We start from the raw sequence: 14,089 nt of genomic DNA on the forward strand, positions 1-14,089 counted from the left end.
ATAATTTTGAGTTTAAGAGCTTTAGTTTTAACTTCTACTCGTTGGGAGCAATTCTGGGACAATCTCAATCAGTATGGGTTTCCTGCTGCTGTCTAATAATTGTATTGTATTGAGGTCGCACCCAATTAGATGTTCGTGTTTATATATTATCGAAGTTTCTTTTTTATCAATATCAGGTATAACCCTGATATTGATAAGTAGCTAGGCATAAAGAACCAATTTTTTTGTGGCGCGGCTTCGCCGCGCCACAAAAAAATTGGTTCTTTATGCCTAGCTGCGAGTCTCTTACTCATCTAAACTGATCAATCCCACACGTAGGGCATAACGAATTAATCCAGCCAAATCGTGAATATTTAATCGCTGCATTACCTGCCCACGATGGGTTTCAACAGTTTTGACACTTATAAATAAGGATTTTGCAATTTCTTTGGTCGTCAATCCATTCGCTACTAAGCGCAAGATCTCACATTGACGAGGAGTTAGGAGTTCGTTATCTATAGAATTGTGAGTTTCTCTCTTTTGTAGCGGTTTAGGTTGCTGTTTATCTGGTGGTTGTTCTTCTGGTTGGTAGTTTAAATTGAGGCGATGATTTAGCCTGACGGCAATATCTTCCAAAAGCTCGGCGGCATCACGACTAGTCCCAAGCTCGTATGCCAACTCATTTAACGGCTTACCTTGGTTGACTAATTGTAAAATTCGATGCTGTCGGCTTGTAAGTCTTAGCTTCTCGGATGTAAATGGAGCCATTATTGTACTGAGGTTTTTAATAGAGCCTATAAACGTAGAGTGATCTGCTCGGGATCACCATATTTCCTCAGATTTTTCTTTGTCTTTGATAACTACAGTTATTTACTATAGCAATCAAAGATTTACTTAGGACATAAAACCCTGTAAGGGTTTTAAAAGCACAAAATGGCTATGCCATTTTGTGCTTTGGTATTACTCCAGACTATGTACTCATTTGAAAAACTGAAAATTAATCCCAGTAAAGTTTTTGAGTTTTCATTTTGTCGTAGACAAAATGAAAACTCTGATCGCTTCGCTGAAGTTTAATTTTCAATGGTGCGTGTTAGCAATACTGGAACTGTGGCATTGACACGTACATAGTCAGATACTGAGGAACCCAACAAGCGATCAAGGTCGGGCAAACTACGGGCGATCGAGGGGCGGCGATCGGGAGAACCAATCATCAGCAGGCTAGCATTAGAATCATCGGCGAGTTTACACATTTCTTTGCCCACATCACCAGAACTGATGAAGGAGCGAGTTGGAATATTCATCCGCTTCAGTTTAGCGCTTGCTTCAACTAAAACAGGATCGGTGTTAGCATTGGCATCTTCCTTGCGTTTGACCACCCTTGCTAAGAAAATCTCTACATCCTTTGCGCCACTAACAAGTTTAATGGCGAGATCTAGGCAATTATTTGCTGAGGCAGAGCCATCTACAGAAACCATGACGCTACGAATGGTTTTGATGTATACGTCATCCTTGATCAGCAACATGGGTGCGTCTGATAATTGGAAAACGTACTGACTGACCGAGTTTGCCAAAATTGCTTGCAAGCGTCCCATCCCACGAGATCCCATGATCATTAGGTCTGGCTTTAGATCTTCAGCAATTTTGCAGACAACATCTTTGGGTTCACCTTCTTTGAGCATTGCTACGGTGGTATTACCTGAAGACAAGCGCAAATTTTTGACTTCTCTTTCGACAATCTTTTCACCCGCAAGACGATATTCAGTAATCGCTTCGGAGTTAGTTGAATTGGGGATGACATGCAGTACGTTAACTTGCAAATTTTGCATACTAGGCAGGGCTAGTAGCATGTTCATCATTTCGCGCGATCGCCCTGAACCATCGACGGCTAATAAAACTTGTTGGAACATAATCTTGGATCTTTAAAAATTTGCTATATCTTGAGTAAAGCTTAATTACAAGGCGATCGCTGCAAAACGTTGAGATTCTTAAAAATTAAATATTTCATCCTCCATGCCTATAGAACCCATTTGGTATCTTAGGAAGTTTTAGCAAGGCGCTTAAGCATAAGCCTGATAAAGCAAAGATGAATTCTCGCATTAGCGTTGTCTAAAGTTCTGTCAAAGTTTTTGACCAGACTTTTACAACGCTCCATCCAAGCATTGGAACGTTCCACAATCCAACGCATAGGAATGACCACAAACCCAGATATGCCCAGTGAGGCTTTTTCCTGCTTAGACATTTTCGGTGCGACCTTAAACCTAATCTTGGTCATAATCTGCGGATAAATCTCCTCTAAGGCAGGGATTAACTTATCAGGATGGTAGCCATGATCAACCATGACTGTTATTTTGGGAATATTCACAGGTTTAGATTTAAAGTAGTCGATATTTTGAGCAAACATTTCAATCAAAGCCTTGTCATCGGAAAGACTTGCCTTCGTACAAAGGGTAAAGAATGGCAAACCAAGAGAATCCACACCGAGATTTTTCTTGATGCCGTTCGTGGCTTTGTAGGTGCAGAAACCTTTGGACTCAACGCTGGCATTACAGGTGTTTTTGGTGGCTTGGGAATCGACGATGATTAAGGTTGTCCACTTAGGCTTTTTTTCGGCTTGTTCTCTCACCTGTTCATGTAATATAGTCATGATTTCTCTCAGTACTCCTGACTCTCGCCATTGCTTGTAGTGCCAATACACTGTTGAGTATGGGGGTAAATCTTTGGGTAAGTCTGCCCAATTACATCCATTCTTGAGTTGGTAAAATACTCCATCTAATATTTGCCGTTTTGTCCATATTGGTGGTCTGGTTTTCTTCTTTTTGGGTAACAGAGGTTCGATAATCTCCCACTCTTGATCGCTTAGGTTGCTGCTATATCCCATATTTGACTCCTTTTTCTTCTCTTCCTAAGATACCAAATGGGTTCTATACCTAGCTATAAGCATCCTTGAGTTGGCTACTCCTATTAGCGATTAATGGAAGTTGGGTAATAACAGGTTTAATTAATTCCATACAGGTTTTCTCGGAGAGGCGATCGCCCAACAAACCTGTAAATGTCCAGATATCTAACTTTTAGAATTACTGTAATAGCTGAGGCTTGGGGCTGGCACGGGGGCGCAGCCCCTACAGAACATGAATGATTGCAGGTAGGGGCAATCCCCCCGTGGTTGCCCTGCTTGGCTAGCAGCAAAAGATTCATCATCTGCGTTCTGCGTAACATCAGAAATCACAAAAAAATTGGGGATCTCAATCTCTAACCTTCTAGAAAGCCTTTGGTTGCAGCAATTACAATTTTGGCGACGGGATGATTGATCGCTTCTTCTAGTGCGGTAACACTACCTTTTTTGAGGGCATTGACGATTTTTTGTTGAACAATCAATATTTACTTACGCTTTTTTCTCTTCTTAGAGCGATTACTGTTGGGATTGGCAATATTAGAGAGAGTGTTCAATAGCTTTCTAAAGGAGAAAATCATACCGATAATGCCAATAAAGACAAAGGCTACGCCAACATGCCCTGTGGAGATTTTCTGTCCTAACATCGATATTTCGGAAGGCGATTTTGAGTCATAGATAATTGCAACAATTCCACCGATGACTAACAGGACAGATACTATCCTAATAGTATTAATTATTTGCGATAGGATTGGGGAAACTGCCTCAATATTATGTCTGCTTTCAGGCTTTTGACCTTTATTCAACTGCTGATGTTGTTCTTGAGATTTTTCCAATTGTGGCTTATTTGGTGGATTATCCATTGTGCTACTTTGTTGTCGATCTGGATAAGTTTTATTCATTCTAACATCAACAATCAAGCTACTCACAGGTATTTTTTCATCACTGATCTCACATTCGACAGGCTTTTCATAACTACGATTTCTAAGAGAGGCTAAATTAAAGAAATGTCTACGATTATCATTTATATCCTTATCAATACATTCCTTGCACTTACAAGGAACCTGTTTCTTTGGAGACAAACCATATACTTGATTAATTTCATCAAGTTCATGTTCAACTACGCTTAATTCAGAAAGTTGATTGCCAATTACTAAAGCACAAATAAGATGTTGATTTGGATTATTGAATTTAGTCAGTTCAGAAATAGTATTGCTATCTTCATTATATAATACAAATCTGTCTCGATAAATCTCATTGTAATCTCTAATTCTTCGATGTAATTCCGTTATTAGTTCAATAAAAATATCATCAAGTTGAGTATTAGTAATATCATCTAAATCATAAGAATAAACAAGTGAATATACTTCATTAGGATTAGTTTGTCTATAAATAGAATGGTTAAAAAACGGCAAAAATCTAGGCATAATATAAGATTTATTGTGCATTTTGTACTGTTTGAATTCAAAGCAAAAATTAAAATGTATCAGTAGCTCTAATAATAATTCTAAATCTTCATCTTGAGTATTCCATATCCTCCTAAAGTTATCTTCAGAATATATGCTATTTAATGAATGATTTGATTTTGAGTCAAAGATTTGATTAATCATAAAAACAAGCCATTCATAGTTGATAAATATTATTCTACTTAGGCTTGTCTGATAACTGCTTGAAAAATTTATGCAGACACCTAAATGAATTAACTTTTGAAGAAAGTTCTTATGTTCTTTCTCTTCAATATGATTTTCTTGGCAAATTCTTTTAAAATCGCCCCAGTCAATATAATTCTTGTCATAACTACTTTTAAAGTAGTCAATTATATTGTCTTCATTCGTTGAAAGAGTAAAATATTTTTGTTCAAGATAAGTATGGAGTTTTATCTTGAAATTATCTATATCCAAACTATTCTGAAAATCAACAGAAATAATCTCGACCTTATACTTGTTATTTTTAAATGGTGTTTTTTGATAAGCTCCATGTTTTACTTGAGTTATATTTCTAACTATTAAAATAGATGGATTACTGCTATACTTTGTAATTAAATATAACCAATCATCTAAATCTTCATTATGCTCTCTAATATTTATAACTAATACATATAGGCAGCTTGACGCACAAAAAATTTTATATGCATCATTATTAATTACGTCACTCTGGAAATCCCATAATTCGACATTAATATTTTTCTGGGATGTTTCTAAATGATATTTTACAATATTTATTTTTTTTTGAGTTACAGTAAAATTTTGCTCTCCTACTAATTGTCGTATAAGCTCACTTTTACCTGCATTTATAGCTCCTAAAACATTTACTCTTGCTCTAAAAGAATAATTCATATCAACTAATCAATCTCCCTGTTACGAAACAATCTTCTAGAAATAGTTTTAACCATCGGAAGTTGAGCAATAACCAGTTTGATTAAATCCATAAAGTTTTTCTCGGAGAGGCGATCATCTTGGCGAAGTTGCAATGTACCGATCAAGGGAATAAATATTATGCCTGCAATGATAACGGCAATGAGGTTTTGAATGGGGAGATTGCCTGCTAGATAGCCTATGGATAGGATGACAACAACAAAGAGAAATAGATAAAATGAACCATTTGCCCATGCACTTTTAATTTTAGGTGATTGGTTTGGTGTTTGTGGCGGTGTTTCCATATGGTTAGTATTAGTTGGGGAGAAATTGTTATTGATGATTATTGGTGGGATTTTAAAGCCATCTTTTAGAGCATATTCCGTTGAGTATTCTAGATCGGGATTTGTTCTTGAATCTTGAAGTTGCGCTCTGGCTCCAATGTCATCAATTAAGCCTAATACATCGACAGGTTCATAGCTGATTTCGCATTGAACTGTAAATACACGCTTTTCGTAGCGACGTTTGAGGTTAGCGAATTCGTAAAAATGAGGGCTTTGGCTGCCTTTGCAGGTGTGGCAGTTGCAGGGGATGAGCTTTTGATATTTATTGGCGAGGCGTTTGTAGGAGGTATGGATTTTGTCGAGTTCGTGAGTGACTACGGTTAACAGGTCACGTTTGTTTTTACCAGAGACACGGATCTTGATTTCGCGTTTGCCATAGTTTTCGGTGACTTCAGCGAGGGTGCTGCTGATATTTTTGTAGTTGATGATTACGCCACTACGCCAGACGATTTGGGATTTGATGCTTTCGTGCATGGCAACGATGAACTGACGTACAAGCCCTTTGGGCATAAAGTCATAGGTATAGCGGAGGATCAGGTTTTCGGATTCATCCCAAGCATATTCGGGTTGGTTTTCGGTGAGGAGTTGGGGGGCGATGTAGTTCCTTTTAGCTTGAGGAATTTCATAGCAGAGTTGAAACTTTTTCATGAGTTCCAATAAGCCGCTATGCATTCCTGAATATTCGTCTGCACTCCAGATTTGAGCAAGTTCTTTGTTGCTGAAACGCCCAAAGTTGCGGATTACTTGGGGGTTGTCGAGAACGGCATAGGCAGCATCGGTTCCCCATTTGGGTTTGAGGATCACGATCTGATAGAGGGGAGACATTTGATCGTCTTGGAAGTGCAGACAGATGCCGAGGTCATGGAGATATTCGCTCAGTTGCAATGCGTCTTTACGTTCTTTAAAGCCTTTGTCCTTGCAGATTTGCAGATATTCATTGAGGCTGATGTGGTTGCGCTGATCGCTCTCTAGGGCATGGCGGACTTTTACCCATGTTTTGGGTAGGGTTTGACCGATGTGGGGGAGTTGGCTGAGTTGATGTTGGGCTGCGGTGAGGATTTTTTCTAAATTGCGGTTATTTGCGAGATTGGTAGCAAAGACATCTTTAAGGTTCTCAAATTCGCCGCGCAATTGGTTGACGTTTATTTCTCTCTGACGGTCTTGGTTTTCGTTTTTGACAATTAGGATCGGGCTGTTGTCGCTGAGAAGTTCGATGACGTTGAGCCAATAGTAAAAGTCAGTGTCTTCTTTGCGGGTGTCGGCAACGAGGAGATAGAGAGAACGCTTGGTGAGAAAGTATTGATGGGTGGAGTGATAGATTTCTTGTCCGCCGAAGTCCCAGATATTGACATTGAATTGATTGCCATCGGTGCGGAGAAATGACCAATGTAAGACTTCGATGCCTTTGGTGCTGTCTTCTTCGCAGAGTTGATAATTGGGATTGATGATTTTATTAGCAAGGGTAGTTTTGCCTGCGCCGCCCTCACCGACAATCAGGAGTTTTGCTTCGTAAAGATAGTCTATGCCTTCGACTTCTATTTGTTTGAAGTATTGACGAATGGCTTCAAGACCTTCTTTTACTACTTCTAATGGTGGTTTTATGATTGGATTTTCATCAAGAGCTAAGTGAGTCAGTTTTGGTAACCTTGTAATCGAGTCTGGAATCACGCTGAGACTGTTGGAGCGAAGGTCAAGGGATTGGAGATTGGTTAACCTTGTAATCGAGTCTGGAATCTCTCTGAGACTGTTGGAGCTAAGGTAAAGGGATTGGAGATTGGTTAACCTTGTAATCGAGTCTGGAATCTCGCTGAGGCTGTTGGAGTGAAGATAAAGGGATTGGAGATTGATTAACCTTGTGATCGAGTCTGGAATCTCGCTGAGACTGTTGGAGCTAAGGTCAAGGGATTGGAGATTGATTAACCTTGTGATCAAGGCGGGAATCTCTCTGAGACGGGTGTTTCTTAGGTCAAGGGATTGGAGATTGGTTAACCTTGTGATCAAGACGGGAATCTCTCTGAGAATGTTGGAGCTTAGGTTAAGGGATTGGAGATTGGTGAGTCGGGTGATCGAGTAGGGAATCTCGCTGAGAAAGGTGTTTCTTAGGTTAAGGGATTGGAGATTGGTGAGTTGGGTGATCGAGTAGGGAATCTCGAAGAGACGGTTGTTGCTTAGGTCAAGGGATTGGAGATTGGTGAGTCGGGTGATCGAGTCGGGAATCTCGCTGAGACGGTTGTTGATTAAAATCAACCTCTTTAAACTTTTGCACTTAGCAATTGTCGATGGCAATACTTCAATCCCCTTTCCCGCCAGATTGAGTTCTTCCCACTCCTCCCGCGCAGCCTGTTCAATAATTTCTTCTAATTCCGATGGCAACATGATTTCAAGGAAAAGGTTAAAAGGTGAAATTTAGTTTGGTGGTGGGAGATTGAGATCCCCGACTTTTTCTACTCAAGCAAAAGAGATTCGCAAATTTACAAAAAAAGTCGGGGATCTGGGCTTTTAGGTATTCATTTAGCTCATCAATAGTTACATCGATACCACGCCTTCTCAATCCATCAGCGATCGCATTATTTGCATTCTCGTCTAAATGAAACCTAATTGATTCCACCATAACGCTCCTTCAGCTTTTGTTGCAAAAGAGAGGGATGCTTAGCCTTCATTTCCAAGGCAAAAGCTTCATCTTCGGCAATCTGTTGTCTAATTTCTCGAAAATGATCGTGATAATAAGCCAACGCAGAATAAACATCCGACAACGTGATAGTTGGATATTGAGAGACTATTTCATCAGCAGACAAACCCATCCGTTCATGCCAGATCGCAATGTCCTCAACCCTAATCCGATGTCCAGCAATCCGAGGTTTACCACCGCAAACACCTTGAGTAATCTCAATATGGTTATTAATTACTGCCGTCATATTTAACGCACCCTCAACAAGTATGCTGGCTTAAAAATAACATTATTTCTCTTGATTTTGACAATCCTCGCCATCCAACACCGCAAACTCTGTCAACTCAGGATCGTTAGCAAAATCTTCAGCCATCTCAGCCACAAAAGGCGATAACAAACGATGGCGCTCAGTCAAAGGCAGCTTCACCAACTCTCGCAAAGACAACCCATGCCCACCTGTAGCCAATCTAGCCTCAGAGATTTTAACTTCATCACTTCTTTGTTGATATAGCCTCAGACTCACTCTTAAACTATCATGCACCTTCGTCAAGACTATATTGGCACTCGATAAATCGCTTCCATTTACCAAAGCCCGTTCAACATCTTCACAAAGAAATTGCATCGCTTGTAGCTTTTCCTCAAGTGATAAATCATGTAATGCAGACAGCAAACTTTTGATGCTCATACTCTTAACAAGGAAAAAGGTAAAAGGTAAAAGGTAAAAGGTAAAAGGTAAAAATGGGCTAGTGGTGGGAGATTGAGATCCCCGACTTTTTCTACTCAAGCAAAAGGGATTTGCAAATTCATCAAAAAAGTCGGGGATCTGGGCTTTTTGGAGAAATTTGTAATATTAGTCGATCGCAACTCCAATAACTGAACATCTATTTCCGCCGCCAAATCTGCAATCTTTTAGTCAAAAACCATGGTCATGGGTTTCGACCCCTCATAATTTTGTCAAGTACAATAACAGATTAGTACAAAGCAACAAAACACAAATTTCTAAAAACATCCACAGTATTGCTAGAAAAACGATCTAAAAATATGAACCAATTTAAAGAATGGGGATTTTCAGCACAATGGTGGCGTGGAGAGAAAGGCGAGTATTGGGTATTCGCTCAAGTGATTCTTTTCGTTGGATTTATGCTGCTACCCGTTTATCCTGCGATCGCTTTAGATAATTTGTCACCGATCTGGAAATATGCAGATTGGGGAATCACAGGAATTTTTGGACTGGTTGCCTTGCTGTTATTACTCTCGGGCAGCATTAAATTAGGAACGAATCTGACACCATTGCCTCACCCCAAGGATGACGGCGAATTGGTAACTGGTGGCGTGTATGCGTTGGTCAGACATCCCATTTATAGCGGTGTGATTTTTCTAGCGATCGCCTATAGTTGTTGGAAAATAAGTCTCAGCCATGCGATCGGCGCAATAGTTCTGTTACTATTTTTTGACATCAAGGCGCGAAAAGAGGAATCATGGTTGAGTACTAAATTTGCTGACTACGATCAATATCGATCGCAGGTTAAAAAGTTGATTCCTTGGATTTATTAAGGTTGAGAAATTATGTGGGATGAACGTTTTAGCGGTTTGGAATATGTTTATGGTAGAGAACCCAATGATTTTTTGGTTGCCATTGCTTCTCAAATCCCCCAAGGAAAGGTTCTCTGTCTAGCCGATGGCGAAGGGCGTAATGGCACTTACTTAGCATCTTTGGGCTATGAAGTTTTTGCGGTAGATCAATCAATTGTGGGGCTTGAGAAGGCGCAGAAATTGGCACAAGAAAAGCAGGTAAGAATCACCACAATCCATGCCGATCTTACTGACTTTATAATTGATTCTCAAGCATGGGATGGAGTTGTTTCCATCTTTTGTCACCTGCCGCCAGAGTTGCGACTTAAGGTGCATCGCCAAGCTGTGCAAGGATTAAAACCCAATGGAGTTTTTATTCTCGAAGCCTTTGCTCCCGAACAATTGCAGTACAGTACGGGCGGCCCCAAGAATATAGAGATGCTTCCCAATCTATCCACATTACAGCAGGAACTAACTGGTCTAAATTGGGAAATTGCGCGATCGCTAGAAAGGGACTTAAATGAAGGTCAATATCACAATGGCAAAGCCGCAGTCATCCAAATTCTAGGCAGAAAATAAGCTGTAGAAGGCGATCGCATTAACAATCCATTTCCTAAAGGCGAGCGCTGCAGTCATTTTTATCTCATTCTCGTTAATCATTATTGCAATATACTCGCAGTAAATTTGCGGTTATGCTACGATAATTTAACTGATCTAGATTTACTTAAGTAGCTAGGTATAAGTAAATTAAAATCTAGAAAACTGACTCGCCCACTATGCGTGCGGGATAGCTTCTGATTTTAGTTTTTAACTATAGTTAGTGAGCTGCTTAATAATTCTATTAAGACTTTGACCAATATAAATAATGATGAATTAATTAGTACTAACTTATTTTCTTACTGCTAATTAATCTTAATAAGATTATATACGAGTATAACCTTGATGAACAACAAAATTACAAGTGTTGACCATAATTCAGGAAACTATGGCTTGGCAACAATAGATAACTTACTGGAGCGATCGCCAAAGGCGAAGACTCTTGCCTTATCTGAAATCAAGGTAGGCGATCGCGTGCGGATTGTCTCCCTAAATTGTGATGAATCCAATGGTCGGCTCATGGGTATGGGATTTATGCCTGGGGTGGTATTGGAGGTGGTTAGTAGCGCGGCGACGGGTTCAGTAATTGTGGCACTCCAAGATCATCGATTGGGATTGGGAATGGACATGGCTCAATGTATTCAGGTCGTATCCGAAGATTCAGACGCAAATCAGCATATTTTTAACGTGAAGAAGACAATGCCAAACAACTCGAAAACTCCTACTACCAAACTCCAAGATGTAGCGATCGGCTCACATTTAAAGGTCGTGGGTTACGAACCGACAGCCCGTGATTACAAACGCAAATTACTCGCGATGGGATTAACGCCTGCTACAGAATTGGTAGTAAAGCGTCATGCGCCATTGGGCGATCCCACCGAAATTGAAGTGCGAGGTTTTCGTCTGAGTTTACGCAAAGCTGAAGCTGATGCGCTATTGGTCGAACTAATCCAAGGAGCATAGCCATGAGCCAACCCATCATCGGATTAGTCGGTAATCCCAACTGTGGCAAAACCACATTATTTAACGCCTTAACAGGGAGCAATCAGCACGTTGGCAACTGGGCTGGGGTCACGGTCGAGCGCAAGGAAGGCGAATATCGATCGCAGGGACAACAAATTACGGTCGTGGATTTGCCAGGGGTGTATTCTGTGGATGCTGAAGACACCACCACGGGACTAGATGAACTGGTGGCTAGAGATTATTTGCTATCTGGGGAGGCAAATGCGATCGTTAATATTGTCGATGCCTCAAATCTGGAACGGAATCTGTACCTCTCTACGCAGATTTTGGAAATGGGCGTGCCGATGTTGATTGCTTTAAATATGATTGACTTAGCGGAGAAGCGTAATATTCGCATTGATGTGGAGCAGTTATCGCAAAGGCTAGGATGTCCCGTGATCTCCCTCTGTGCATATGCAGGGAAGGGCATTGCTCAATTGCAAGAGGCGGTGGATCTTGCCTTAAGCAATCCAGAGATTCCCCATAACTATGTGATCTATCCCCCTGAAATTGAGCAGGCTTTAGGGGATTTAACGCCATTATTAGAAAATCAGGCGTTGGCAAATCCTGCCAATGTGCGTTGGTTTGGACTCAATCTCTTGCAGTACGACGATCGCCATTTAGCGAGCTTAGGACAGGAACTATTACAAAAAATTGGCGAACATCGTCAGCATATTCAGGAAGACTTGGGTGAAGATATCGATCTATTGATTGCCGACAGCCGCTATACATGGATTCGGCAGATCATGCAGGGCGCAGTGGAACGGAATGACCTCTTGCAGAAAACGATTTCCGATCGCCTCGATCGCATAGTCCTCAATCGTTGGTTGGGCATTCCCATTTTTTTAGCGGTAATGTATCTGATGTTTATGGTGTCGATTAACATCGGCGGCGCTTTTATTGATTTCTTTGACATTAGCGTAGGCACGATCTTTGTCGATGGAACCGAACATCTGTTAACCAAAATCAATGCTTCTGGTTGGTTGATTGGGCTATTGGCTAACGGGGTCGGCGGTGGCATTCAGACCACTTCCACATTTATTCCCCAAATTGGTTTTCTATTTCTATTTCTTGCCATTCTCGAAGACTCAGGTTATCTCGCTCGCGCCGCCTTTGTGATGGATCGGCTGATGCGGTTTGTGGGACTGCCTGGTAAATCCTTTGTGCCGATGATGGTGGGCTTTGGTTGCAATATCCCAGGCATTATGGCAACGCGCACTTTAGAAAATCGCCGCGATCGCCTGATGACCATTCTCATGAATCCCTTTATGTCCTGTGGGGCGCGTTTGCCAGTCTATGCCCTCTTCTGTGCCGCCTTTTTTCCCACCAATGGACAAAATATTGTCTTTCTACTTTACATTGTCGGTATTCTCGCCGCCATCTTCACGGGACTAGTGATGAAGAGAACTCTATTTCGCGGCGAAGCGGCTCCTTTTGTGATGGAACTGCCCCCGTACCATATCCCCACCCTCAGAGGTATTACGATTCGGGCTTGGGAAAGGCTCAGAGCCTTTATCACCAAAGCAGGGAAAATGATTGTGATCGTAGTGATTATTCTCGGATTAATTAACTCCGTTGGTATCGATGGTTCCTTTGGTAAAAAAGATAGTCAAGATTCAATCCTCAGTCACTTTAGCCGTGCCATTACGCCCGTATTCAGTCCCATGGGTATCGAGCAGGACAACTGGCCCGCCACGGTTGGGCTATTTACAGGTATATTTGCCAAGGAGGTGATGGTGGGAACCATGGATTCCCTTTACACGGCTTTAGGCGAACAGTCGGCTGGTGCTGCGGATAAACCACCCGCAGAATTTGATTTTTGGGCGGGTATGGGGAAAGCGGTGAATAGTATTCCTGAAAACCTTGTCAAATTAGCAGATCAAGCTGTTGATCCCTTGGGATTAAGCATTTTGGGAAGTACAGACAATCTCGAAACTGCTGCTGCGGAACAGGAAGTAAATTCCACCACCTTTGGGCAGATGGCTTCCCGCTTTGGTAGTCCTGCGGCAGCGATCGCCTATCTCCTATTTGTGTTGCTTTACTTTCCCTGCGTTTCCGCAACCGCCGCGATTTATCGCGAAACAAACCTCGGCTGGACAATTTTTGTCGTCTGTTGGACAACGGGACTCGGCTATTGGGTGGCGGTCTTCTATTACCAATTGATGACAATGAATCAACATCCTGCTACGGCGATCGCTTGGTTAACAGGCTTATCTCTATTTATGCTAGGCACATTAGTGGGACTAAGAAGATTTAGCGCCCATCGTCGTATTCAAGCCAAAAGTCAACAGGCAACCCAGCTTAATTAAACGATCATCTATCTCTATCAACCTATTTTTAAAATTATGATTCTGCAAAAACTTCAAGAGTATTTTCGCGTGCGATCGCCAACTTCCCTAGAAGAAATCGCCAACCACTTCCAATGTGAGCCTGATGCACTGCGCGGAATGTTAGCCCAACTAATTCGCAAAGGTCGCATTCAGAAATTGGACGGTAAAAATTGTGGTGGTTGCCATAGTTGCAAACCCGAAAGCCTAGAGCTATACGAATGGGTATAGAGTCGGCTAGTCTTTTAATACTAAAGCATTTATAGCTCAAACCCAAACCAAGAAAAAATGTAAAAGCGTTGCAAAGCAACGCTTTTACATTTTTTCTTGGTTTGGGTTTGGTGAGCTACTTATAA

The 14,089-nt window shown here is 41.3% G+C and carries 15 protein-coding genes; 6 read left to right on the forward strand and 9 right to left on the reverse strand.

Features of this window, described 5'->3' with window-relative positions; all coding sequences use genetic code 11:
- Nucleotides 1–285: 285 nt before the first annotated feature.
- The 3 genes from VB775_RS07680 to VB775_RS07690 form a co-directional block, all read right to left on the reverse strand.
- Nucleotides 286–747: a response regulator transcription factor gene (locus VB775_RS07680; RefSeq protein WP_281008350.1), complete on the reverse strand. Its 462-nt coding sequence runs from the start codon at nucleotides 745–747 to the stop codon at nucleotides 286–288.
- Between the two features lie 302 nt (nucleotides 748–1,049).
- Nucleotides 1,050–1,886, reverse strand: coding sequence for a universal stress protein (locus tag VB775_RS07685; RefSeq protein ID WP_281008351.1), 837 nt, complete (start codon nucleotides 1,884–1,886; stop codon nucleotides 1,050–1,052).
- Between the two features lie 128 nt (nucleotides 1,887–2,014).
- Nucleotides 2,015–2,857 carry an IS5 family transposase gene (locus VB775_RS07690; RefSeq protein ID WP_281008352.1) on the reverse strand — a complete coding sequence of 281 codons (843 nt, stop codon included), beginning with the start codon at nucleotides 2,855–2,857 and terminating at the stop codon, nucleotides 2,015–2,017.
- A gap of 65 nt (nucleotides 2,858–2,922) precedes the next feature.
- Between VB775_RS07690 and VB775_RS07695 the strand changes: the two genes are divergently transcribed.
- Nucleotides 2,923–3,051, forward strand: coding sequence for a hypothetical protein (locus VB775_RS07695; RefSeq protein WP_281008353.1), 129 nt, complete (start codon nucleotides 2,923–2,925; stop codon nucleotides 3,049–3,051).
- A gap of 177 nt (nucleotides 3,052–3,228) precedes the next feature.
- Here VB775_RS07695 and VB775_RS07700 read toward each other — a convergent pair whose 3' ends face one another.
- Genes VB775_RS07700 through VB775_RS07725 form a run of 6 tightly spaced genes read right to left on the reverse strand, consistent with a single transcriptional unit; the run spans nucleotide 3,229 to nucleotide 8,920 of the window.
- Nucleotides 3,229–3,354 (reverse strand): hypothetical protein, encoded by a 126-nt coding sequence (locus tag VB775_RS07700; RefSeq protein WP_281008354.1) that lies wholly within the window; start codon nucleotides 3,352–3,354, stop codon nucleotides 3,229–3,231.
- Nucleotides 3,355–3,357: 3 nt separating this feature from the next.
- Nucleotides 3,358–5,205 (reverse strand): COR domain-containing protein, encoded by a 1,848-nt coding sequence (locus tag VB775_RS07705; RefSeq protein ID WP_281008355.1) that lies wholly within the window; start codon nucleotides 5,203–5,205, stop codon nucleotides 3,358–3,360.
- A 5-nt stretch (nucleotides 5,206–5,210) separates the two neighbouring features.
- Nucleotides 5,211–7,943 carry a COR domain-containing protein gene (locus VB775_RS07710; RefSeq protein WP_323216721.1) on the reverse strand — a complete coding sequence of 911 codons (2,733 nt, stop codon included), beginning with the start codon at nucleotides 7,941–7,943 and terminating at the stop codon, nucleotides 5,211–5,213.
- 16 nt (nucleotides 7,944–7,959) lie between these two features.
- Complete coding sequence (locus VB775_RS07715; protein ID WP_281008357.1) at nucleotides 7,960–8,178, reverse strand: hypothetical protein; 219 nt, start codon at nucleotides 8,176–8,178, stop codon at nucleotides 7,960–7,962.
- Nucleotides 8,162–8,482 (reverse strand): DUF433 domain-containing protein, encoded by a 321-nt coding sequence (locus VB775_RS07720; protein WP_281008358.1) that lies wholly within the window; start codon nucleotides 8,480–8,482, stop codon nucleotides 8,162–8,164. Before VB775_RS07720 ends, VB775_RS07715 begins: the two co-directional genes overlap by 17 nt.
- Before the next feature lie 42 nt (nucleotides 8,483–8,524).
- The gene (locus VB775_RS07725) at nucleotides 8,525–8,920 is read right to left on the reverse strand and encodes a hypothetical protein (RefSeq protein WP_281008359.1); all 396 of its coding nucleotides are present in this window, start codon (nucleotides 8,918–8,920) and stop codon (nucleotides 8,525–8,527) included.
- A gap of 356 nt (nucleotides 8,921–9,276) precedes the next feature.
- Here VB775_RS07725 and VB775_RS07730 point away from each other — a divergent pair, with 356 nt between their 5' ends.
- The 5 genes from VB775_RS07730 (at nucleotide 9,277) to VB775_RS07750 (ending at nucleotide 13,964) form a co-directional block, all read left to right on the forward strand.
- Nucleotides 9,277–9,789 carry a methyltransferase family protein gene (locus tag VB775_RS07730; protein ID WP_281008360.1) on the forward strand — a complete coding sequence of 171 codons (513 nt, stop codon included), beginning with the start codon at nucleotides 9,277–9,279 and terminating at the stop codon, nucleotides 9,787–9,789.
- 12 nt (nucleotides 9,790–9,801) lie between these two features.
- A complete protein-coding gene (locus VB775_RS07735) occupies nucleotides 9,802–10,386 on the forward strand; it encodes an SAM-dependent methyltransferase (RefSeq protein ID WP_281008361.1) in 585 nt (194 codons plus the stop codon).
- 363 nt (nucleotides 10,387–10,749) lie between these two features.
- Nucleotides 10,750–11,367: a FeoA family protein gene (locus VB775_RS07740; RefSeq protein WP_281008362.1), complete on the forward strand. Its 618-nt coding sequence runs from the start codon at nucleotides 10,750–10,752 to the stop codon at nucleotides 11,365–11,367.
- A 2-nt stretch (nucleotides 11,368–11,369) separates the two neighbouring features.
- Complete coding sequence (gene feoB, locus VB775_RS07745; RefSeq protein WP_281008363.1) at nucleotides 11,370–13,715, forward strand: Fe(2+) transporter permease subunit FeoB; 2,346 nt, start codon at nucleotides 11,370–11,372, stop codon at nucleotides 13,713–13,715.
- A 36-nt stretch (nucleotides 13,716–13,751) separates the two neighbouring features.
- Nucleotides 13,752–13,964, forward strand: coding sequence for a FeoC-like transcriptional regulator (locus tag VB775_RS07750; protein WP_281008364.1), 213 nt, complete (start codon nucleotides 13,752–13,754; stop codon nucleotides 13,962–13,964).
- The last annotated feature ends 125 nt before the right edge of the window (nucleotides 13,965–14,089 follow it).

This window comes from Pseudanabaena sp. CCNP1317 (genome assembly GCF_034931345.1).
In the GTDB taxonomy this organism is placed as follows: Bacteria; Cyanobacteriota; Cyanobacteriia; order Pseudanabaenales; family Pseudanabaenaceae; genus Pseudanabaena; species Pseudanabaena galeata.